The organism is Gaiella sp., from assembly GCF_057140465.1.
Map to the genome: position 1 here is coordinate 44,251 of NZ_DBNHWK010000061.1, position 20,254 is coordinate 64,504.

A 20,254-nucleotide genomic window follows, 5' to 3' on the forward strand; every position below is an offset into this window, starting at 1 on the left:
GCGAGGGCGGCGAGCCTCCGGGGCCGCGCCCTCGACGGCCCGTGGCCCGTTTGACAGACGGCGGCGGCACCCTCACCCTCATCCCCTGTGTCCTCCCACGGCCCCGACCACACCTGGCTGTCACGGATCCCGGAGCTCCTTCCCGCCGCCGTCGTCGTCGCACGCGGCCGGGACGGGACGGTGCTGTACGCCAACCGCCGCTTCGGCTCGCTGCTGGGGGTGCCCCCGGACGACGCGCGCGGGAGGCCGCTCGGCGAGCTCCTCGGCGCATCGGATGCCCTCTCGACGCTGACGGACGCGGTCGACCGGGGGAACGGCGTCGGCGAGGTCGAGCTGCTCGGGCGCTGCCCGAACGGCGACGAGCTGTGGCTGATCGGCGCCGTCTGCCGCGAGACCGTCGGCGACGAGCCGGACGCGCTGGTGATGATGGTTCGCGACGGATCCCTCCGCCGACGGCTCGAGGCGGAGGTCGTCACGCTCGCCGAGCTCCCGGAGATGAACCCGGGGCCGGTGTGCCGGCTCGATGCCGCCGGCACCGTGGTCCTCGCGAACGCGGCCGCGCGCTCGCTGTTCGCGGGCGGTGACCTCGTCGGCGCCTCGTGGCTCGACGTCTGCCCCGGCATGACCCGGGACACGTGGGCGACCGTCCTCGCGAGCGAGCGCCCGGTCACGCACGAGGCGCAGGTCGGCGAGGTCGCCGTGCTCTTCACGCACGTGTGCCGAGAGCCTCGAGACTCCGTGTTCGCGTTCGGCGCCGACATCACCGAGCGCCGGACGGCCGAGCGCCGGCTCGCGGACCAGGCGGCACAGCTGGCCGAGGTCGCTCGATTCCCCGACATGAACCCCGGGCCCGTGATCCGCACCGACACCGCCGGCACGGTGCTCATGGACAACGTGGCCGCACGTGCCGTGCTCGGCGACGGCCTCGTCGGCCGCTCGTGGCTCGAGATCTGCCCCGAGGTCGGCGAGGAGCTGTGGCGGAGGATCCTCGGCTCGTCGGAGCCGGTGCCCCTCGAGGCGGTGGTCGACGACCGCGTCTACGTGTTCACGCACCGCTCCGACCCCGACTCGGAGCTCGTCTTCGTGTACGGCACGGACGTCACGCTCCAGCGACAGGCGGAGAGGGCGCTGCGACAGTCGGAGAAGATGGCGACGCTCGGGACTCTCGTCGCCGGCGTCGCGCACGAGCTGAACAACCCCGCGGCCGCCACGAGCAGGGCCGCAGACCAGCTACGCGACGTCTTCGCACGGTTCGAGGAGGCGCAGCTCGGGCTCCACGCGACCGAGCTCCCTGCCAACGCGCGCGAGCTGCTGCGGGCGCTCGAGGAGCAGGCGAGGCTGCACGCCGGGCGTCCGGACGCGTTCGACGCCCTCACCCGGTCCGATCTCGAGAGCGCGGTCGAGGAGTGGCTCGAGGAGCGTGCGGTGGACGACCCGTGGGAGCTCGCACCCGCCCTCGTCTCCCAGGGCCTCGACGCAGCCGAGCTGTCGTCACTCGCCGACGCCCTGCCGGACGGCGCCGTCGTCCCGGTGGTCACGTGGGCGGCGTACGCCTACCCCGTCTACTCGCTGCTCTACGAGATCGGAGAGGGCTCGACCCGGATCTCGGAGCTCGTGCGCGCGCTCAAGAACTACTCGTTCCTGGGCCAGGCCCCGGTGCAGGAGATCGACGTGCACGAGGGGCTCGACAACACGCTCGTGATCCTGCGGAGCAAGCTGAAGGACGGCATCCGGGTGCACCGCGACTACTGCGCGAACATGCCGAGGATCCGGGCGTTCGGGAGCGAGCTGAACCAGGTGTGGACGAACCTGATCGACAACGCCGTCGACGCGATGGACGGCAAGGGGTCGCTCACGATCCGGACGAGGTTCGAGGACGGCTTCGGCGTGATCGAGATCGAGGACGACGGCCCCGGCATCCCCGTGGAGCTGCAGACGCAGGTCTTCGACCCGTTCTTCACGACGAAGGACCCCGGGCGCGGAACCGGCCTCGGCCTCGCGACGACCTACTCCGTGATCGTCGACAAGCACCAGGGGACGATCACCGTCGACTCGGCCCCGGGCCGCACCGTGTTCACCGTGCGCCTCCCCGGCGAGGGCGTCCCGGAGGACGCCGACGCGACGAGCGACGAGCCCGCGGCCTGAGACGAGCGGTCAGAGCTCGCGCAGGTACGCGTGGATGAACGAGACGGCCATCGCGCCCTCGCCGACCGACGACGCGACGCGCTTGATCGACTCGTCGCGGACGTCGCCCGCGACGAACACCCCCGGGACGTTCGTCTCGAGCAGGTACGGGGCCCGCTCGAGCGGCCAGGGAGGAGCACCCCCGTTGTCGCCGGCGAGCACCTGCTGGCCGGCGAGGACGAAGCCGCGGGCGCTGCGGGCGACGAGCCGTCCCAGCCAGGCGGTGTGCGGCTCCGCGCCGATGAACACGAACATCCCATCGGCGGGAACGCGCTCCTGCTCGCCCGACGCCGTCGCGAGGGTGATGCCTTCGAGGTTCTCGTCACCGTGGGCCTCGACGATCCTCGTCTCGAGCCGCACCTCGATGTTGTCGTGGCCCTCGATCCGGTCGATCAGGTACCTGGACATCGACTTCGCGAGGGAGTCGCCGCGATGCACCAGCGTCACCCGGGCCGTCTGGGCGAGGTGGAGTGCGGCCTGGCCCGCGGAGTTCGCGCCGCCGACCACGATCACGTCGCGCCCGGCGAAGAACGCCGCCTCGCCGAGCGCCGCGCCGTAGTAGATCCCGCGCCCCGTCAGCCGCTCCACGCCCCCGGCCTCGAGCCGACGGTACGACACGCCGGTGGCGATGAGCACGGCGTGGCAGCCGATCTCGGCGCCGTCGGCGAGGCGCACGACGCGGGTGGGCCCGTGCGCCTCGATCGCCGTCACCTCCTGCGCCGTCAGGAGCTCGGCACCGAGGCGGGTCGCCTGCGCGATCGCGCGCCGCGCGAGGTCCGCGCCGCTGAGCCCCGAGGGGAAGCCGAGGTAGTTCTCGATGCGCGAGCTCTGACCGGCCTGTCCTCCGCTCGCCTCGCGCTCGACGAGGACGGTGCGGAGCCCCTCCGACGCCCCGTACACGGCGGCGGCGAGACCGGCGGGGCCGCCGCCCACGATCACGAGGTCGTAGAACGAGAGCTCCGCCTGCGTCTTGAGGCCGACCCGCTCCGCGACCTCGGCGGGAGTGGGCGCGACCAGGGTCGACCCGTCCGCGAACACGAGGACCGGGAGCGCGACCTCGCCGTCGGGAACGGCCGCCGCGAGCAGCCGCTTCCCTTCCTCGCCCTCGACGTCGAGCCAGCGGTGCGGCACCTGGTTCCGGGTCAGGAAGTCGCGGACGGCATGGCAGTCGGCGGACCAGCGGTGCCCGAGCACGCGGACGCTCTCGGCGGCGGCGGCGAGCGCCGCCGCCTCCCAGTCGCCGAGCAGGTCGTCGAGCACCGGGTAGAGGCGCTCCTGAGGCGGGTGCCAGGGCTTCATCAGGTAGTGGTCGAGGTGCAGCTCGTTGATCGCGGTGATCGCCGCCTCGGTGTCCGCGTACGCGGTGAGCAGCACGCGCTTCGCGCCCGGGACGACCTCCGCCGCCTTCCCGAGGAACTCGACGCCGCTCATCTCGGGCATGCGCTGGTCGGAGAGGACGAGCGCGACGCCCTCGCCGCGGAGCACGACCTGCCGCAGGAGCTCCAGCGCATCCGCTCCGGAGGAGGCGGTGAGGACGCGGAACTCGCGCGCGTACTGACGCCGGAGATCCCGCTCGACGGCGCGGAGCACCTCCGGGTCGTCGTCGACGGAGAGCAGGACGGGCTTCGCCATCCGATCGATGTTACGGCGTCGATGCCTCCGGCGGGGGCTCCGCCACGAGCGGCGACGGGTCGCCGCCGCCGTCGGCACCCGGAGCCGCAGGTCGTCGACGACTGCCGAGAGCCGCGCGATCGACACGGGGAAGGCGAGCGCCGGAGGTCGGCTCGAGCCGGCGCGCGACGCGACGCGACGCAGGGATCACCCCGACGACCGAGCCTCCGGATCGGTCGCACGACGAGCCCCGGTCAGGAGGCCGAGGTTCGCGACGACGAAGGGGACGAGGAAGTTGAGGCCGCACTTGAGCCAGGTCGCAGCCGTGGCGTCCCCGGCGAGGATCACGTCGGCCTGGTTGATGAGGGTGAGCACGACGCCGACGACGAGCGCGATCCGCAGAGTACTCCTGAGGTGCTCCGGGCGGGCCACGTACGCGAGCGCGTCGCAGAGCCGACGAAACCAGCTCCTCTCGCAGGGCGGGGCGGGGATCGGCGACGGCTCCGTCACCTGCTCAGTCTGACGTCCGGGGGCGCCCCGTGTCACGTCGCGCCCCGGCCGTACCGGCGGGCTAGAGCCAGTGGTGGAGCCACCACTTCTCGAACCCGACCTTGCCCCAGTGCAGGGCCCGGCCCGGCCGCCGCAGCGTGATCCGAGGCTCCGGGTCCGCGTAGAAGTCGCCGCCGGCGAACGCAGCGCGTCCGTCGCCGAGCTCGATCCAGCAGTAGCCGTGCCCCTCGAACTCGGCGTCTGGCGCCTCGCCGGCCGCGCTCCTCGCGATCCGCCGGGCAACGGTCTTCGCCTCCGCGTGCGCGAAGACGCCCGCCTTCGGGAGCGCCTTGCCGTTCGGGAGCTTGATCGTCGCGACGTCGCCGATCGCGTAGACGTCGTCGACGTCGGTCTGCAGCGTCCTCGGGTCGACGTGGACGAAGCCGGACAGGCCGAGGAGGGGCGAGGAGCGCACGACGTCCGGTGCCCGATGGGGCGGCACGACGATCAGGAGGTCGATGCGGTGGGCGCGGCCGTCGGACGCGACGATCTCGCGGGTCTCCGGACGCCGCTCCTCGAAGGTGAACAGTGGATGGAAGTGGATGCCTCGCGACGCCATCATCTCCTCGACGGACTCCCCCAGCTTCGCCGGGGCGACCGGCATCGGCGTGTGCTCGGGCGTGAAGACGTGGATCTCGACGTCACGGCGGACTCCCTTGCCGCGGATGTACGACTCGGCCAGGAACGCCGCCTCGTACGGGGCCGCCGGGCACTTGTACGGCAGCTCCGGGATCAGGATCCCGACGACCCCCTCGCGCAGCTCCGAGAGCGCGGTGTGGATCCGTGCGCAGCCCTCGGCGGTGTACAGGTTGTGAACCTCCTCGTCGAGGCCACGCACCTCCTCGGGCGCGAGCCGCGCCCCGAGCGAGACGACCAGGGAGTCGTACTCGAGCGCGCCCGCGGTCGTCTCGACGACGCGCGCGTCGAGGTCCAACGAGCGCACCTCCGCGTTCGTGAACTCGATGCCCTTGCGCTCCAGTCGGTCGAGCGGCCGGCTGAACTGACTCGGACGACGCGCGCCCACCATCTGCCACAGGAGCGACGGCTGGAAGACGTGCTCCCGTTCGCGATCGACGACCACGACCCGGTGGTCCGCGGAGAGCCGCCTCCGGAGCTCACGGGCCGTCACGAGGCCACCGGTGCCGCCCCCGAGGACGACGGTGCAGCCCGTGCGCCCGACACGTGCCCGGCCGGACGGCCGCCTGTCGTCCGGCCGCTCGTACATCCGCCCGATCGCGGTCGCGAAGGCCGACTCGTCGAACTCGTTCTCGGAGAAGACGACCGTGCCGTCGGGGCCGACGAGGACGCTCCACGGGACCCACCCGTTCGTCAGGGCGCGGAACAGCGCTCCGTCGGGGTCGGAGACGACCGGGAACTCGAGCCCGTACTCCTCCTTCCAGGCGGCGCAGGACTCGTCGGTCTCGATCGCCCCGACGTAGACGACCTCGAGGCCGTGCTCAGCGAACTGCTCGTGGATCCTGACGACGGCGGGACACTCCCGCCGACAGCCCTGTCAGGTCGACTTCCAGAAGACGAGCAGCAGCCCGCTCGTCCCGCGGACCGGGAGCCCCAGCTCGGAAATCGCCAGCTCGGTGCCCGGCGCGACTCCCCCGGACAACCCTTCGAAGACCTTCATCCCACGCTCGCATCCGTCGGCGTCCCCTGCCCGGGGACGGTGTCACCCACCGAGACGAGTGTATCCCGCCCTCCGCCGGCGCTCCCCGAGCGCCGGCGGAGCGGGACGGTGCGCCTGCCCTCGGCACCGGCTCCCGGATCGTCGGCGCCGGCGCGCGCTGCCGGGGGTGACCCGAGTGAACGGGGTCGCAACCGGATCCGGGCGGACACCCGCCGGGGTGGGCTCGACGGGCTCGTGCGGTCTCCCTCGAGCATGCGTGCACGGGCCCCGGAACGGAGCGGCGCCGGAGTCGAACCGACCTAGCCGTGGGTTACACGACCGCACAGGTTTTGAAGACCTGCTGGGCCACCGGGCCCATGCCGCTCCATGGCGGAGCGTAGCGACGTCCGGTGTGGAACGATCGACGCATGGCCCACCTCCGCCTCATCGACCCCGAGGACGCGAGCGGCCCCCTCGCGGAGGAGTACGCGGCGGCGGTCGCGCGAGCCGGCAAGGTCTACAACATCGTCCGCTCGATGAGCCTGCGGCCCGGCGTGCTGCGCCGGTCGATGGAGCTCTACAAGGCGATCATGATGGGACCGTCGGGCCTGACGCGACAGGAGCGCGAGCTCCTCGCCACCGTCGTCTCGGCCGCGAACGACTGCCACTACTGACGCCGCGCGCACGCCGACGACCTCCGTGACGAGGGCGCACCAGAAGAGCTCGCGCGACACGCCGAGCACGACTACCGGGAGGCCGACCTCGACCCGCGGACGCGCGCCCTCTGCGACTACGCGGTCAAGCTGACGCTGACGCCCGCGGCGACCGGCGGGGAGGACATCGGGGAGCTCCGGGGCCGCGGCCTCGACGACGAGACGATCCACGACGCGATCCAGGTGATCGCCTACTTCAACTACATCAACCGCATCGCAGAGGGCGTGGGCACCGATCCCGAGCCCGAGTGGGAGCCTCGCCCCGACGACCCGCCGCCGCCCTAGGGGCGACGCTCTCCTCGCCCCCGTCGCCCGCTCCCGCCGATCATGCGCGCGCGGAGCGGCGGAGCACGCGCCGGTCACCGATCCGGCGCGTGAGCCCGTCCTGGTCGAAGCGCTCGAGGAGCAGCTGCGCGTCGCGGCGGCCCGTGCCGAGCAGGTCACGGAACCGGGCGAGGGTGATCTCACCCGCCGCCGCGCACTCCACGAGCACGACGTCCCGCGCCACCTCGTAGCCGTCGGGCCCGATCGCATGGCCTCCGCCGAGGCGGACGAGCCGCCCCTGCGACTCGAGAAAGCGCGCCAGCTCGGCGTCGTCGACCTTCACCGCGGCCACGCCGGCGGCGGCGAGCGCCCGCTCGATCTCCTCCGCCTCGAGGTGCCGGTCGCCGAGCGACGCCTCGGCGCCGGGGAGGTAGAGCAGCGACCCGCGCCGTTCGAACGGCAGCAGCGGCAGGATGTCCCCGACCCACGGCTCGGCCGGCGGCGGCACGCCCGGGTCGAGGGGGTCGGCCCGCTCGATCCGCTGCCGGAGCTCGTGCTCCAGCGCCGAGAGCCACTCCTTCGAGAAGAGCCAGGGGCCGGCCCGCTCCAGTCCCTCCGGATCGCTGTCGAGCACGTGGCGGAGCGCGTCCACGTGGACCGGGGCATCGACGACACCCGCCACGTCGCCGCGCTCGAGCCGGTCGAGCCGCTCCAGGTCGCGATGACGGGGCGGGGCCGGGTCGACCACCGCGCCACCCCCCACCGTGGTCTCACCGCGCAGGACGACGCGATCGCCCCGTGCGGCGACGAGCGGCGACGAGAGCCGCAGCTGCGCGTGGCGGCTGCCGATCCGGACGACCCGCGACGGCACCCGACGCGTGCCGTGATGCACCGAGAGCCGCGTGCCGTCGGCGATCGGCTCGATCTCCTCGAGCACGACGTCGAGCCGGTAGGACACCGGGTACGCCCCGGCGGCCACGAGCGCGTCGCCGCGCCGCAGCTCGCTCGCCGCGACGCCCGGGAGGTTCACGGCGACGCGCTGGCCGGGCCCGGCCCGCGCGACGTCCGCGTCGTGGACCTGGACGCTGCGCACACGGGCCTCGCGGTGCGCCGGCTCGACCGCGAGCACGTCGCCCTCGCCGATCGACCCCGACCAGAGCGTTCCGGTCGCGACCGTGCCGACCCCCCGGAGCGAGAAGACCCGGTCCACGTAGAGCCGTGTCGGCCGCTCCTCGGGACGCCTGTCGATGGTGTCGGCGACGCGGGCGATCGCTGCCCGCAGGTCGTCGAGCCCCGCCCCCGTCTTGGCCGAGACGGCGACCGCATCGGCATCCGGGGCGAGCTCGCGCGCCTCGAGCAGGGCGAGCTCGAGCGTCTCCTCGTCGACGGTGTCGGCCTTGGTCACCGCCACCACCCCGTGGTCGACGCCGAGCAGGCGCAGGATCGCGAGGTGCTCGACCGTCTGCGGGCGCGCCCCTTCCCCGGCGTCGACGACGAGCAGGAAGAGGTCGATGCCGGTCGCGCCGGCGACCATCGTGCGGACGAACCGCTCGTGGCCCGGCACGTCGACGAGGGAGAGCCGCCGCCCGTCCGGGAGGTCGAGCGGCGCGTAGCCGAGGTCGATGGAGATGCCGCGTCGCTGCTCCTCGGGGAGACGGTCGGTGTCCTTCCCCGTCAGCGCCCGCACGAGCCACGTCTTGCCGTGGTCGATGTGCCCGGCGGTGCCGACCGTCAGCGACATCGCGCTGCGCCGACGGCGGCGGCCACCTCGGCGATCTCCGCATCGTCGAGCGCACGGACGTCGAGCAACGTGCGACCGTCGCGCACGAGGGCGATCACCGGTGGGTCGCACTCACGGAGGCGGGCGGCGAGCGCCTCCTCGACCGCGCAGGCGTAGCTCGGGACGTCGGCGAGCGGCAGCGCACCGCCCCCGACACGCGCGACCGTCTCCTCGACGTCCCCGCCCACGAGCGCGGCGAGCCGCTCCGCGCGCATCCGCACCTCGGCGAGCGGCTCGGAGAGCATGCGCAGCACGGGGATCTCGTCGCGGGCGCGCGCGGGATCGAGGTAGACGGAGAGGGTTCCCTCGAGGGCGGCGAGCGTGAGCTTGTCCGCACGCAGGGCGCGCTGCAGCGGATGCCGTCGACACCGCTCGATCAGCGCTGCGCGCCCGACGACGATCCCCGCCTGCGGCCCCCCGAGCAGCTTGTCCCCCGAGAAGCAGACGAGGTCGGCGCCGGCGGCGAGGCTGGACGCCGGCGTCGGCTCGTCGCCGAGGTCGACGAGCGCGCCCGAGCCGAGGTCGTCGACGAGCGGGAGCTCGTGCCGCGCCGCGAGGTCGGCGAGCTCCCCGAGCGGCGGCCGCTCGGTGAACCCGACGACGCGGAAGTTCGACTGGTGCACCCTCAGCAGCAGCGCGGTGTCGCGCGTCACGGCGCGCTCGTAGTCGCCCGCCCGCGTCCGGTTCGTCGCGCCGACCTCGACGAGGCGCGCGCCCGAGCGCGCGAGCACGTCCGGGATGCGGAAGCCGTCGCCGATCTCGATCAGCTCGCCGCGCGAGACGAGCACCTCGCGCCCCTCGGCGAGGGCTGCGAGGACGAGCAGCATCGCCGCCGCGTTGTTGTTCACGACGAGGGCGGCCTCTGCCCCGGTCAGCCGGCAGAGCACCTCGGCGACGTGGTCCTGTCGAGACCCGCGGGCCCCGGTGACGAGATCGAGCTCGAGCGTCGAGTACGCGGCGCCGACCTCCACGACGCGGTCGAGGGCCGCGGCGGGCAGCGGTGCGCGCCCGAGGTTCGTGTGGACGAGGACGCCCGTCGCGTTGAGCACGCGCCGGAGCCGCGGGCGCCGCACGTCGGCCAGCTCGGACAGGACGGCCTCGACGGGGTCGCCGGGATCCTCGCCGGAGCGGATCGCGGCACGAGCGCGGTCGAGCACCGTCCGCGCCGCCGCCAGCGCCAGCGGGCGCGGTTCCGACGCCAGGCGGGGGTCGGCCAACAGCCGGTCGACGGACGGGAGGTCGCGGAGCCTCATGCGGTCAGTGTAGGAACGAGCTCGCGCAGCAGGTCCGTGAGGGCTCCCGCAGCCTGCCCTCCGACCTGCAGGACGTGGTCGGCGTCGAGCGGCTCGGGGAGGATCCCCGCCGCCATGTTCGTCACGCAGGAGAGCGCGAGGCAGCGGATCCCCATGTGGCGCGCGGCGAGCACCTCCGGCACGGTCGACATGCCGACGAGATCGGCGCCGAGCGCGCGTAGCATGCGGATCTCGGCCGGCGTCTCGAACGCCGGCCCGAGCCACGCCGCGTAGACGCCCTCGCGCAGCTCGAGCCCGATCCGTGCCGCTGCGGCTCGGGCGTCGGCACGGAGCGCGGGGTCGTAGGCGTTCGTCATGTCGGGGAACCGGGGCCCCAGGGCGTCCTCGTTCGGCCCCACGAGCGGCGACGTGCCCTGGAGGTTGAGGTGGTCGGAGACCGCCACGAGCTCGCCCGGGGAGAACGACGTGTCGATCGCGCCGCAGGCGTTCGTGAGCACGAGCGTGTCGACACCGAGCCGGCCGAGGACACGGATCCCGAACACGACCCGGGGTGCCGGCAGCCCCTCGTAGAGGTGCGCACGCCCCTTCATCGCCGCGATCGGCACGCCGGCGAGCGACCCGAGCACGAGCGCTCCCGCGTGGCCGAGCGCCGTCGCGACCGGCCATCCCGGGATGTCGCCGTACGGGATCTCGACCGGCTCCTCGATCGCGTCCGCGAACGCGCCGAGCCCGCTCCCGAGCACGACCCCGACCGCCGGCGCATGGGACGAGCGGCGGCGGACCTCGGCGACCGCCCGGTCGACGTCGTCGATCACGGGTCTCCGCTCGCGATCGCCTCCCGCCACGCGTCCGACACGATCCGCACCGCCTCCGCGGGGTCGTCGGTGACGTGGAGTCGCTCCACGTCGTGCTCGGCGACGAGCCCGTCGTCGATCGTCTCGACGCGCAGGAAGTGCAGCATCTCCGCCCAGTAGTCGCTGTCGAAGAGGACGACGGGGAACGTGTCGACCACTCCGGTCTGGATCAGCGTGAGCGACTCGAAGAGCTCGTCGAGCGTGCCGAACCCGCCGGGGAAGATGACGAACCCCTCGGCCGCCTTCACGAACATCGTCTTGCGCGCGTAGAAGTGCTTGAAGGTGACGCTGAGGTCGCAGTAGTCGTTGGGCGCCTGCTCGCGCGGGAGGACGATGTTGAAGCCGACGGAGAGCCCGCTGCCCTCACGCGCTCCCCGGTTCGCGCCCTCCATCACCCCCGGCCCTCCGCCCGTGACGACCGCGAACCCCTCCGCCGCGAAGAGCCTCCCCGTCGTCCGGGCCGCCTCGTACGTCGGCGACGACTCGAGCACGCGGGCCGACCCGAAGATCGACACGGCCGGGCGCGGGATCCGCTGCACCGCCTGGAAGCCGGCGAGGAACTCGGCGGCGATGAGCGAGACGTCGCTCGTGAGCGCCTCGCGCCGGCGCCGCAGGACGCGCCGGTCGAGGTCCCGGTTCGTGCTCACAGCCGGTCCTGCGGGACGTAGGCGGCGAACATCCCGACCGCCAGCGCGGCCGCGGTGCCGGCGGCGAGCAGGGCGACCACGCGGCCGAGCCTCCGGGCGTCCTCGGGTCGGGCCCGGCCACCGCCCTGTCGCAGCACCTTCCACGCGCGCAGCACGTGCCCGCCGTCGAGCGGGCCCGCCGGGATCAGGTTGACGAGGTTGAGGAAGAACCCGGTGTAGGCGAGCGCGAGCAGGAACCTGTCGTCCCGCAGCTCCCCGACGACGAGCAGGGCGGCGGCGCCGAGACCGCCGAGGATCGGTCCGGCGATCGAGACGAGCGCGTTCCGCCACGGGTCGAACGGCGCGTTCCGGAGCGCGACGTACGCACCGAGGAACGGCACGAACACCGGCAACGCCGGGTCGAGCCCCTGTCGCCTCGCCTCGACGTAGTGGCCGAGCTCGTGGACGGCGATCAGGAGGACGAAGCCGACGGCGAACTCCCAGCCCCAGATCAACGCGTATCCGCCGACGGCGAGGAACACGCCGAAGACCTTGATCGAGAACCCCCCGAACTTCACGGCGAGCCCGACGAGGACGACGACGGGGGCGACCAGCCGTCCGATCCAGGACACGCGCCGCCGATCGACGTCGTGCGGGAGCGTGGCCGGCTCGGGGGCGGTCACGGGCTCGGGGGCGTGGGCCGGGCCTAGCTCCCCTGGCCGATCCACTGCTCGCCTCCGACGTAGATCTCCTTCTTCCAGAGCGGCACCGATCGCTTGAGGGTGTCGATCGCCTCGCGGCATGCGGTGAGCGCATCCGCCCGGTGCGGCGCGGAGACGGCGATGACGACGCTCTGCTCGCCGATCTCGACGACGCCGACACGGTGGTGGATCGCGATCGCGGTCAGGTCGTAGCGGGCCGAGAGGTCCGCCGCGATCCGCTCCATCTCCGCCTCGGCCATGCCCTCGTACGCCTCGTACTCGAGGTGGACGACGTCGCGACCGCGCGAGCGCGCCCGCGTCGTCCCGACGAACGTCGCGATCGCGCCGGCCTCGTCGCTCGCCACCTCACGAACCGCGGCACCGAGGTCGAGCGGGGTCTCGGAGAGCCGGAACGCGCCGCCCGAGACCGGGGGGATGAGGGCGACCTCGTCGCCGTCCGCCAGTGCGTGCTCTCCCACCGCGTACCGGTGGTTGACGGCGAACAGGAGCCCCGGCGGCTCCTCACCGAGGTCGAGCGCGGGCCAGACGTCGCTCACGCTGGCGCCGTCGGGGAGCTCGAGCTCCCTGGCGCGGACGCCCGCCCGCTCGCGAAGCCCGGCGAAGAGCCTGACGGTCACGTTCACGCCGCCAGCGTAGCCACGGCCCACCGGGAGGGTTGCCTCACGCGGTCGGTGTCATGTTACATCTGCGGTATGGCGACGACGCTCCCGCGTTCGAACCTCAACGAGCAGGTGTACGAGACGCTCCGTCGGCGGATCCTCGCGCGAGAGGTCGGCCCGGGGACGAAGCTGAGCCTCCACGAGCTCGCAACGGAGCTCGGCGTCTCGCGCAGCCCGGTGCACCACGCGCTGACACGCCTCGTCGCCGAAGGGTTGCTGACGGTGAAGGCGCGGCGCGGGTACTACGTCGCCCCGGTGACTGCGAAGGTGCTCGAGGACGGGTACGACGTCCGGCTGGCGGTCGAGCTCCACGCGGCGGAGTCGACCGTGGGGACGCTCACCGAGGAGCAGCTCGCGGGATTCCGCGAGCGCCTCGCGGCGACCGCGGCGGCGCTCTCCCACGAGGAGTGGGACGCGGCGAACGCCGCATTCCACGAGTACCAGATCGACCTGGCGGGAAACGACCTGCTCTCGGACGTCTACCGGGAGCTCTCGGTCAACCAGATGATGCAGGTGATCCGCAGCGGACGCGTGGAGGGCGGCGAGTACCTCGTCACCGAGCACGCCGCGATCGTCGAGGCGTTCGAGGCGGGCGACCTCGAGGCCGCGAGGGAGGCGATTCGCGTGCACGTCGCGTCGGGGCTGCAGATCGCGCTCGACGCTCTCGAGCGCTCCGGCGGCACGCTCTAGGGGCGCGCCGGGCGAGCGGGCGCGGGGCCGGCCGCGGGGCCCGTGGTCAGATCGAGAAGCTGATCGGGAAGGTGAGGATCCAGATCACCGTCCCCGTGAACACGACGTAGCCGAGCGCGAGGATCGCCTTGCGACTGGTGGGGCGGCGGAGCTTCGTGCAGATCCCCGCGAAGAAGAGGGACGCCGCGAAGAGCACGACGCAGAGCACGTAGTTGTCGGAGCGCTGGTTGTTCCTCCGCGCCAGCTCGCCCGCCGCCTGCGCCTCCACCGACAGGCGGTCGGCCTCCACCTGCGCGGCGACGACGTACTCGGGCATCGAGAACGGCGAGAGCGGTGCATCCGGGTTCGTCCGGGGCTCCGTCGCGAGCCACGCGTCGAACGCGGGCTGGAACTCGTCGCGGAACCGCTTCTCGTAGAAGTCGGCGATCTCGTTCTCGTCCCGGGCGAATGCACCGAGCCACTCCGTGAACAGGGCGAGATCGATCTGCACCTGCTGCCCGGCTCTCGTCGACACGCGGGTCGACTCGACGCGGGCCGCGTTCGCGTCGCTGAACGCGATCGCCTGCTCGCCGCTCCACCGGCTCGCCTGGTACCCGCTCCAGGCCGTCGCGACGGTGGCGAGCGCGAGCAGCAGGGTCGAGAAGATCTCGACCCAGTCGGTCTTCCCCATGATGTCCTGCACGGCGCCGGCCATGGCGCCGACGGTCGACTCGTCGGGGGTCTCGGTCGTCTTCGGGTCGTCGTTCATCGAGGCTTCGATGAGCCTAGTCGACTCTTGCGCCTCGAGGCGGGCCGCAACCTCTGAGTCGAGGACGGACATGACGACGCGGGGGCCCGAGTACGATGCGTCGATGGCCGCGACCCCCGAGCGCCGTCGACTGGAGTCAGGGATCGAGGTGGAGGCCGTCTACGGCCCGCCACACGCCGCCGAGCGCGAGCCCCCGGGCGAGTTCCCGTTCACGCGCGGGCCGTACCCCGAGATGTACCGCCGTCGCCCGTGGACGATCCGCCAGTACGCGGGCTTCGGGTCGGCGGAGGAGACGAACGCCCGCTTCCGTTACCTCCTCGAGCAGGGACAGGCCGGGCTCTCCGTCGCCTTCGACCTCCCCACCCAGCTCGGCTACGACTCCGACGACCCACGGGCGGACGGCGAGGTCGGGCGCACCGGGGTCGCGATCGACTCGCTCGAGGACATCAGGGCGCTCTTCGCGGGCATCCCGCTCGGCGAGGTGTCGACGTCGATGACGATCAACGCGCCGGCGTCGCTCCTCCTGCTCCTGTACGAGCTCGTGGCCGAGGAGCAGGGGGTGGCGCCGGATCGTCTGCGCGGCACCGTCCAGAACGACATCCTCAAGGAGTACGTCGCGCGTGGGAACTACATCTTCCCGCCGCGCCCCTCGATGCGGCTCACGACCGACCTCTTCGCCTATTGCGCGGAGCGGATGCCGAGCTGGAACACGATCTCGATCTCCGGGTACCACATCCGCGAGGCGGGCTCGACCGCGGTCGAGGAGATCGCATTCACGCTCGCGAACGGCATCGCCTACTGCGACGCCGCGGTCGCTGCGGGCCTCTCGCCCGACGACTTCGGCCGGCGGCTCTCGTTCTTCTTCAACGCCCACAACGACGTCTTCCAGGAGGTCGCGAAGTTCCGCGCCGCCCGCCGGCTGTGGGCCACGATCATGCGCGATCGCTTCGGCGCCACCGACCCGAAGGCGCAGATGCTCCGCTTCCACGCGCAGACCGGCGGATCCACGCTCACGGCGCAGCAGCCCGAGGTCAACATCGTGCGGGTCGCGCTCCAGGCGCTCGCGGCGGTCTGCGGCGGCGCGCAGTCGCTGCACACGAACGCCTTCGACGAGGCGCTGGCGCTGCCGACGGAGCACGCGGCGACGATCGCGCTCCGCACCCAGCAGGTCCTGATGCACGAGGCGGGCACGACCGAGACCGCGGACCCGCTCGGCGGCTCGTACTACATCGAGGCCCTGACGGACGAGCTCGAGTCCCGGGCGCGTGAGCTGATCCGCCACATCGACGAGCTCGGCGGCGCGGTGACCGCGATCGAGCAGGGCGTCGTCCAGGACCGGATCGAGGACTCGGCGTTCCGCTGGCAACAGGAGGTCGAGCGCGACGAGCGCGTGATCGTCGGCGTCAATCGCTTCCGGACGGACGGCGGCGCGCCCGTCGAGCTCCACCGCGTGGATCCCGCGCTCGAGCGGGCACAGCGGGAGCGCACGGCGCGCGTGCGGGCCGAGCGCGACGCGCAGGCGGCGGCCCGGGCGCTGACGGAGGTCGCCACGGTCGCCGCGACCGAGGCGAACCTCCTGCCGACGATGCGGGAGGCCCTGCGCGCGCGCTGCACGGTCGGCGAGATCTGCGGTGCCCTGCGGGAGGCCTGGGGCACGTACGACCAGCAGCGGGCGTGAGCGGCGTGCCGCCGTCTGCCGCGATGCGCACGCGCAGGTTCGGCCGGCTCGGCTGGGAGGTGGGCGAGCTCGGGGTCGGCATGTGGGGGCTCGCCGGATGGACGGGGACCGACATCGAGGAGGCGCGCCGCGCGCTGCAGCTGGCGGTCGACCTCGGGTGCACCTTCTTCGACACGGCCTGGGCGTACGGCGACGGCGCGAGCGAGCGGATCCTCGGCGACCTGGTGCGTGCGAACCCCGACCGGAAGCTCGTGGTCGCGACGAAGGTGCCGCCGCGCAACCGCCGCTGGCCGTCGCGCCGCGGCGACGCGCTGGACGACGTGTTCCCCGCCGACCACATCCGGGAGTACGCCGAGCGGAGCCTCGCGAACCTCGGCCTGCCGACGATCGACCTGCTCCAGTTCCACGTCTGGGAGGACGACTGGGCCGACGACCCACGCTGGCGGCGCGCCGTCGAGCGGCTGCGGGAGGAGGGGCTCGTGCAGGCGATCGGCGTCAGCGTCAACCGGTGGGAGCCGTGGAACGCCCTCCGCACGCTCGAGACCGGCGCCGTCGACGCCGTGCAGGTGATCTACAACGTCTTCGACCAGGCGCCGGAGGACGAGCTCTTCCCTGCATGCCGTGAGCGCGACGTCGCCGTGATCGCCCGCGTCCCCTTCGACGAGGGCTCGCTCACCGGGGTGCTCACGCACGACACCGCGTGGCCGGAGGGGGACTGGCGCGGCACGTACTTCGTCCCGGAGAACCTGCATGCGACCGTCGATCGGGTCGAGGCGCTGCGTCCGCTCGCGCGTGGGGAGACGACGCTGGCCGAGCTCGCGCTGCGCTTCGTGCTCTCGAGCCGGGACGTCGCGACCGTCATCCCCGGGATGCGTCGGGAGCGCAACGTCCGTGCGAACGCCGCGGCGGCCGCCGCGGGACCGCTTCCCCCCGACCTGCTGCGCGCGCTGCGCGCGCACCGCTGGGACCGCGAGCCCACCGACTGGTCGCAGTGAACGGGATCCGTACCATGGCCGGATGCGACGCCGCGACGAGCGCACGCCTCCGGCGGGCCTGACGCACCGCAGGCGGCGGGGGCTCGTCGCCCTCGGGGTCGCCGGGGCGCTGATGCTCCCGCTGCTCGGCGCCCTGCTGCTCCGCGGCGGCGCCGCCGAGGCTCGGACCTCACCCTCACCGAGCTTCGCGCGTGACGTCGCGCCCATCATCCGCGAGACGTGCGCCGGGTGCCACCGCATCGGCGGCATCGCCCCGTTCCCGTTCCGGACGGCCAAGGACGTCGCCTCGCGTGCGCCCCTGATCGAGAGGGCCGTGCGCGGCCGTCGGATGCCTCCGTGGCCGCCCGGGCCGCGCTCGCCGTCGCTCGTCGGCCAGGAGCAGCGCACCCTGAGCGCCCGCGAGCGCAACACCCTCCTGCGCTGGATCGCCGCGGGCGCGCGGGTCGACGCCCGGTCGGTCGGCCGTCCCGCGCCGACGTCGCCCAAGCCGCGCCCCGGCGAGCGCGTCCTCCGGCTGACGCCCCCGGCCGCGTACGTGCCACGCTCCGTGGGCGGAGCCACAGACGACTACCGGTGCTTCCTCGTCGACCCGAAGCTCGCGGAGGACGTGTTCGTCACGGCGGCCCGCATCGAGCCGGGCCAGACGTCCCTCGTGCACCACGTGATCCTCTTCACGGTGCCGCCCGAGAGCGTGGCCGACGCGACGCGCCTCGACGCGCAGGCTCCCGGCCTCGGCTGGGGCTGCTTCGGAGGCACCGGCATCCCGGCGCCGGCGGGGAGCGGGATCGGCGGGAGCCTCGACGACGCGCCGTGGATCACGGCCTGGGCGCCGGGATGGGGCAGCGACCGGTTCCGCGACGGCACCGGGATCCGCCTCGCCGCCGGCAGCAAGGTCGTGATGCAGGTCCACTACAACCTCCTCAACGGTCGGAAGCCGGATCGCTCGAGCGCCGTCCTCACGACGGTGCCCACCTCCGCGGGCCTCGATCCGATCCGGACGATGCTGCTCCCGGGGCCGGTCGAGCTCCCGTGCGCGAAGAACGAGTCGGGGCCGCTCTGCGACCGGACGGCCGCCCTCTTCGACCTCGTCCGGAAGTACGGCCAGAGCGCGGGCATCGTGCCTGTGGGGCTCCTCCTGCTCTGCGGCAAGGACGCCGCGTCGCCGCCGTCGGGGCCGGTGTCGTTCTGCGACCGCCGGGTGAGCACGCCGACGACCGTGCACGCCGTCGCCGGCCATATGCACCTGCTCGGGCGCTCGATCCGCATCGAGCTGAACCCCGGGACGCCGCGCGCGAAGGTGCTCCTCGACATCCCGGCCTGGGACTTCCACTGGCAGGCCGTGTACCAGCTCGCACGGCCGGTCACGGCTCGCCCGGGCGACGTCGTACGGGTGACGTGCCGTCACGACGCGACGCTCCGCCGCCTCGCCGAGCCGGCGGCGGCGCGGACACCGCGCTACACGCTCTGGGGCGAGGGCACGACCGACGAGATGTGCCTCGGCGTCCTCCAGGTCACCCGCCCCTGACCGCGTGAGCCTCCGGGCCGGGGCCGGCGAGACGCTGCAGCACGGGCGGCCGCCGGCGCCGCGGACGCCGCGGTGCGGCAGGATGCGACCCGATGCGCATTCTCCTCGTGTCGCAGATGTACCCCGGCCCGAGCGCCCCCGACCTCGGCGCGTTCGTCGCGCTGCTCGAGCGCGAGCTCGAGTCCCGCGGTCACACGATCGAACGCGCGGTCGTCGATCGCCGCGGCGGACGGCAACGCCACCTCGTGCTCGCCAGGGACGTCGCGACGGCCGCGCGCCGCTTCCGGCCCGACGTCGTCTATGCGCACTTCCTCGTTCCCGCCGGGCTCTGGGCGGCGCTCGCCGGAGGCGCCCCGCTCGTCGTGACCGCGCACGGCCAGGACGTCGAGAACGCTCTCCGGAGGACGGTCGTCCGGGAGGCGACACGCCTCGTCGTGCGGAGGGCGGCGGGCGTCGTCGTCGTGTCCCACTGGCTGCTCGAGCGCCTCGCGCAGGCGGTCCCCGGCGTCGAGTCGAAGGCGACGGTCGTCGACTGCGGCGTCGATACAGAGCGCTTCGTCCCGCTCGATCCGGTGGAGGCGCGACGCCGGGTCGGCTGGGAGACGTCGGGCACGGCGTTCCTGTGCATCGGAGCGCTCGGCGAGCGCAAGAACGTCCTCCGGCTCGCCCGGGCATTCGAGCGGCGCGGGGAGGGAGACCTCGCGTTCGTCGGGGACGGCCCGCTCCGACCCGCGCTCGAGGGGAGACGAGGCGTCCGACTCGTCGGCGCGATCCCCCACGCCGAGGTGCCCGGGTGGATCGCGGCGGCGGACGTCGTGTGCCAGCCGAGCCTCACCGAGCCGTTCGGTCTCGCCACCCTCGAGGGCATGGCGTGCGCGCGGAGCGTCGTCGCGACCTCCGTCGGCGGCCCGCCCGAGTTCGTCCCCCCCGGGGCGGGCGTGCTCGTCGACCCGACGGACGACGACGCGCTCCTCGCGGCGCTCGACGTCGCCGCCTCGCTGCCCCGACCGAACGAGACGGCGCGCACTGCGGCACTCGCGCACGACGTGCGGGTGCAGGCGTCGCGCGTGGAGGAGGTGCTCGTGCGCGCCGCCGAGGGCCGCCCCGCCGCCTGACCGATCGTCACTGCGGGTCGACCGTTCACGCCGACCGCGGGATGCCGCCGACCACTCCTCGATCGCGCGCACGTCGTGCTCGCGCCGAGTTCGGCTCCCCTCCTCGGCCGCCGACCAGCCCGGGCGCAGGCGCACGAGACGCGGGCGCCGGCGACGAGCGGGCCGCGGGCACGACGCCCGGCGCGGGCTAGCGCTCTCCCCGCGGGGCCGCCCTCGTCGCTCCGCCGATCCGCTCGAGGTCGGCGAGCCGGATCTCGACGAGGGGGCGCACCGCGTCCTCGAGCCCGGCCTCGCGCGCGACCGCGAGCGCCTGCTCGTAGCTCTCCCGCACCTTCTCGGGGGCGACCCCGTTCTTGAGACGGGTGTCACCCGTGACCAGCAGGCGCCGGACGCGATCGCGGGCCTCGTCGGCGGCGCTCATCGCACCGAGCATAGAGCGAAGGCAAGCGTTGCTACCATCGGCCCGCGATGACCCAGCTCTTCGCCGTCACGCAGGTGCTGCTCTCGGCCGGCCTGATCACGCTCGTGCTGATGCACTCGGGCCGTGACACCGGCTTCGGCGGGCTCGGGTTCACCCCGTCGTCGCAGGGCGGGACGCACATCGTCGAGCGCAACCTCACACGCCTGACGGTCGTGGTCGCGATCCTCTTCGGGGTGAACACGGTCGTCCTCT

20 protein-coding genes and 1 tRNA gene are annotated in these 20,254 nt (G+C 73.4%); 8 read left to right on the forward strand and 13 right to left on the reverse strand.

Features of this window, described 5'->3' with window-relative positions; all coding sequences use genetic code 11:
* Window positions 1-87: 87 nt before the first annotated feature.
* Window positions 88-2,145, forward strand: a complete 2,058-nt coding sequence (locus AC162C_RS08555) for a PAS domain-containing sensor histidine kinase (protein WP_484097182.1) — start codon at window positions 88-90, stop codon at window positions 2,143-2,145.
* Between the two features lie 9 nt (window positions 2,146-2,154).
* Here the strand turns inward: AC162C_RS08555 and AC162C_RS08560 are convergent, their stop codons facing one another.
* The 5 genes from AC162C_RS08560 to AC162C_RS08580 all read right to left on the reverse strand — a co-directional run bounded on the left by AC162C_RS08560 (window position 2,155) and on the right by AC162C_RS08580 (window position 6,346).
* Window positions 2,155-3,816: an FAD-dependent oxidoreductase gene (locus AC162C_RS08560; RefSeq protein ID WP_484097183.1), complete on the reverse strand. Its 1,662-nt coding sequence runs from the start codon at window positions 3,814-3,816 to the stop codon at window positions 2,155-2,157.
* Between the two features lie 186 nt (window positions 3,817-4,002).
* The gene (nrtS, locus tag AC162C_RS08565; RefSeq protein WP_484097184.1) at window positions 4,003-4,305 is read right to left on the reverse strand and encodes a nitrate/nitrite transporter NrtS; all 303 of its coding nucleotides are present in this window, start codon (window positions 4,303-4,305) and stop codon (window positions 4,003-4,005) included.
* A 61-nt stretch (window positions 4,306-4,366) separates the two neighbouring features.
* On the reverse strand, window positions 4,367-5,821 hold the full coding sequence (locus AC162C_RS08570; RefSeq protein ID WP_484097199.1) for an FAD-dependent oxidoreductase: 1,455 nt from the start codon (window positions 5,819-5,821) through the stop codon (window positions 4,367-4,369).
* Between the two features lie 36 nt (window positions 5,822-5,857).
* Window positions 5,858-5,980 (reverse strand): hypothetical protein, encoded by a 123-nt coding sequence (locus AC162C_RS08575; protein WP_484097185.1) that lies wholly within the window; start codon window positions 5,978-5,980, stop codon window positions 5,858-5,860.
* Between the two features lie 273 nt (window positions 5,981-6,253).
* A tRNA-Sec gene (locus AC162C_RS08580) sits at window positions 6,254-6,346 on the reverse strand.
* Between the two features lie 41 nt (window positions 6,347-6,387).
* Between AC162C_RS08580 and AC162C_RS08585 the strand changes: the two genes are divergently transcribed.
* A complete protein-coding gene (locus AC162C_RS08585; protein ID WP_484097186.1) occupies window positions 6,388-6,633 on the forward strand; it encodes a carboxymuconolactone decarboxylase family protein in 246 nt (81 codons plus the stop codon).
* Window positions 6,634-6,997: 364 nt separating this feature from the next.
* On the opposite strand, the gene selB is transcribed toward AC162C_RS08585, so the two are convergent.
* Genes selB through AC162C_RS08615 form a run of 6 tightly spaced genes read right to left on the reverse strand, consistent with a single transcriptional unit; the run spans window position 6,998 to window position 12,794 of the window.
* On the reverse strand, window positions 6,998-8,677 hold the full coding sequence (gene selB, locus AC162C_RS08590) for a selenocysteine-specific translation elongation factor (protein WP_484097187.1): 1,680 nt from the start codon (window positions 8,675-8,677) through the stop codon (window positions 6,998-7,000).
* Window positions 8,668-9,969, reverse strand: coding sequence for an L-seryl-tRNA(Sec) selenium transferase (selA, locus tag AC162C_RS08595; RefSeq protein WP_484097188.1), 1,302 nt, complete (start codon window positions 9,967-9,969; stop codon window positions 8,668-8,670). The genes selB and selA overlap by 10 nt, the downstream gene beginning before the upstream one ends.
* The gene (locus AC162C_RS08600; protein WP_484097189.1) at window positions 9,966-10,784 is read right to left on the reverse strand and encodes a purine-nucleoside phosphorylase; all 819 of its coding nucleotides are present in this window, start codon (window positions 10,782-10,784) and stop codon (window positions 9,966-9,968) included. The genes selA and AC162C_RS08600 overlap by 4 nt, the downstream gene beginning before the upstream one ends.
* The gene (locus tag AC162C_RS08605) at window positions 10,781-11,470 is read right to left on the reverse strand and encodes an LOG family protein (RefSeq protein WP_484097190.1); all 690 of its coding nucleotides are present in this window, start codon (window positions 11,468-11,470) and stop codon (window positions 10,781-10,783) included. The genes AC162C_RS08600 and AC162C_RS08605 overlap by 4 nt, the downstream gene beginning before the upstream one ends.
* Entirely contained in the window at window positions 11,467-12,132 is a 666-nt protein-coding gene (locus tag AC162C_RS08610) for a site-2 protease family protein (protein ID WP_484097191.1), read from the reverse strand. Before AC162C_RS08610 ends, AC162C_RS08605 begins: the two co-directional genes overlap by 4 nt.
* Before the next feature lie 23 nt (window positions 12,133-12,155).
* Entirely contained in the window at window positions 12,156-12,794 is a 639-nt protein-coding gene (locus tag AC162C_RS08615; RefSeq protein WP_484097192.1) for a molybdenum cofactor biosynthesis protein, read from the reverse strand.
* Window positions 12,795-12,863: 69 nt separating this feature from the next.
* On the opposite strand from AC162C_RS08615, the gene AC162C_RS08620 reads away from it, so the two are divergent.
* A complete protein-coding gene (locus tag AC162C_RS08620) occupies window positions 12,864-13,520 on the forward strand; it encodes a GntR family transcriptional regulator (protein WP_462974345.1) in 657 nt (218 codons plus the stop codon).
* Between the two features lie 46 nt (window positions 13,521-13,566).
* Here AC162C_RS08620 and AC162C_RS08625 read toward each other — a convergent pair whose 3' ends face one another.
* The gene (locus tag AC162C_RS08625; protein ID WP_484097193.1) at window positions 13,567-14,268 is read right to left on the reverse strand and encodes a hypothetical protein; all 702 of its coding nucleotides are present in this window, start codon (window positions 14,266-14,268) and stop codon (window positions 13,567-13,569) included.
* Window positions 14,269-14,371: 103 nt separating this feature from the next.
* On the opposite strand from AC162C_RS08625, the gene AC162C_RS08630 reads away from it, so the two are divergent.
* From AC162C_RS08630 to AC162C_RS08645, 4 genes are all read left to right on the forward strand, one after another.
* Window positions 14,372-15,946 (forward strand): acyl-CoA mutase large subunit family protein, encoded by a 1,575-nt coding sequence (locus AC162C_RS08630; RefSeq protein WP_484097194.1) that lies wholly within the window; start codon window positions 14,372-14,374, stop codon window positions 15,944-15,946.
* Between the two features lie 23 nt (window positions 15,947-15,969).
* Entirely contained in the window at window positions 15,970-16,941 is a 972-nt protein-coding gene (locus AC162C_RS08635) for an aldo/keto reductase (protein WP_484097200.1), read from the forward strand.
* Window positions 16,942-16,963: 22 nt separating this feature from the next.
* Window positions 16,964-18,466 (forward strand): monooxygenase, encoded by a 1,503-nt coding sequence (locus tag AC162C_RS08640; protein ID WP_484097195.1) that lies wholly within the window; start codon window positions 16,964-16,966, stop codon window positions 18,464-18,466.
* Between the two features lie 92 nt (window positions 18,467-18,558).
* A complete protein-coding gene (locus AC162C_RS08645) occupies window positions 18,559-19,581 on the forward strand; it encodes a glycosyltransferase (RefSeq protein WP_484097196.1) in 1,023 nt (340 codons plus the stop codon).
* A 187-nt stretch (window positions 19,582-19,768) separates the two neighbouring features.
* Here AC162C_RS08645 and AC162C_RS08650 read toward each other — a convergent pair whose 3' ends face one another.
* Window positions 19,769-20,002 (reverse strand): hypothetical protein, encoded by a 234-nt coding sequence (locus AC162C_RS08650; RefSeq protein WP_484097197.1) that lies wholly within the window; start codon window positions 20,000-20,002, stop codon window positions 19,769-19,771.
* A gap of 47 nt (window positions 20,003-20,049) precedes the next feature.
* Between AC162C_RS08650 and secG the strand changes: the two genes are divergently transcribed.
* Window positions 20,050-20,254 (forward strand): preprotein translocase subunit SecG (secG, locus tag AC162C_RS08655; RefSeq protein ID WP_484097198.1); only part of this gene is annotated, 205 nt, incomplete at its 3' end.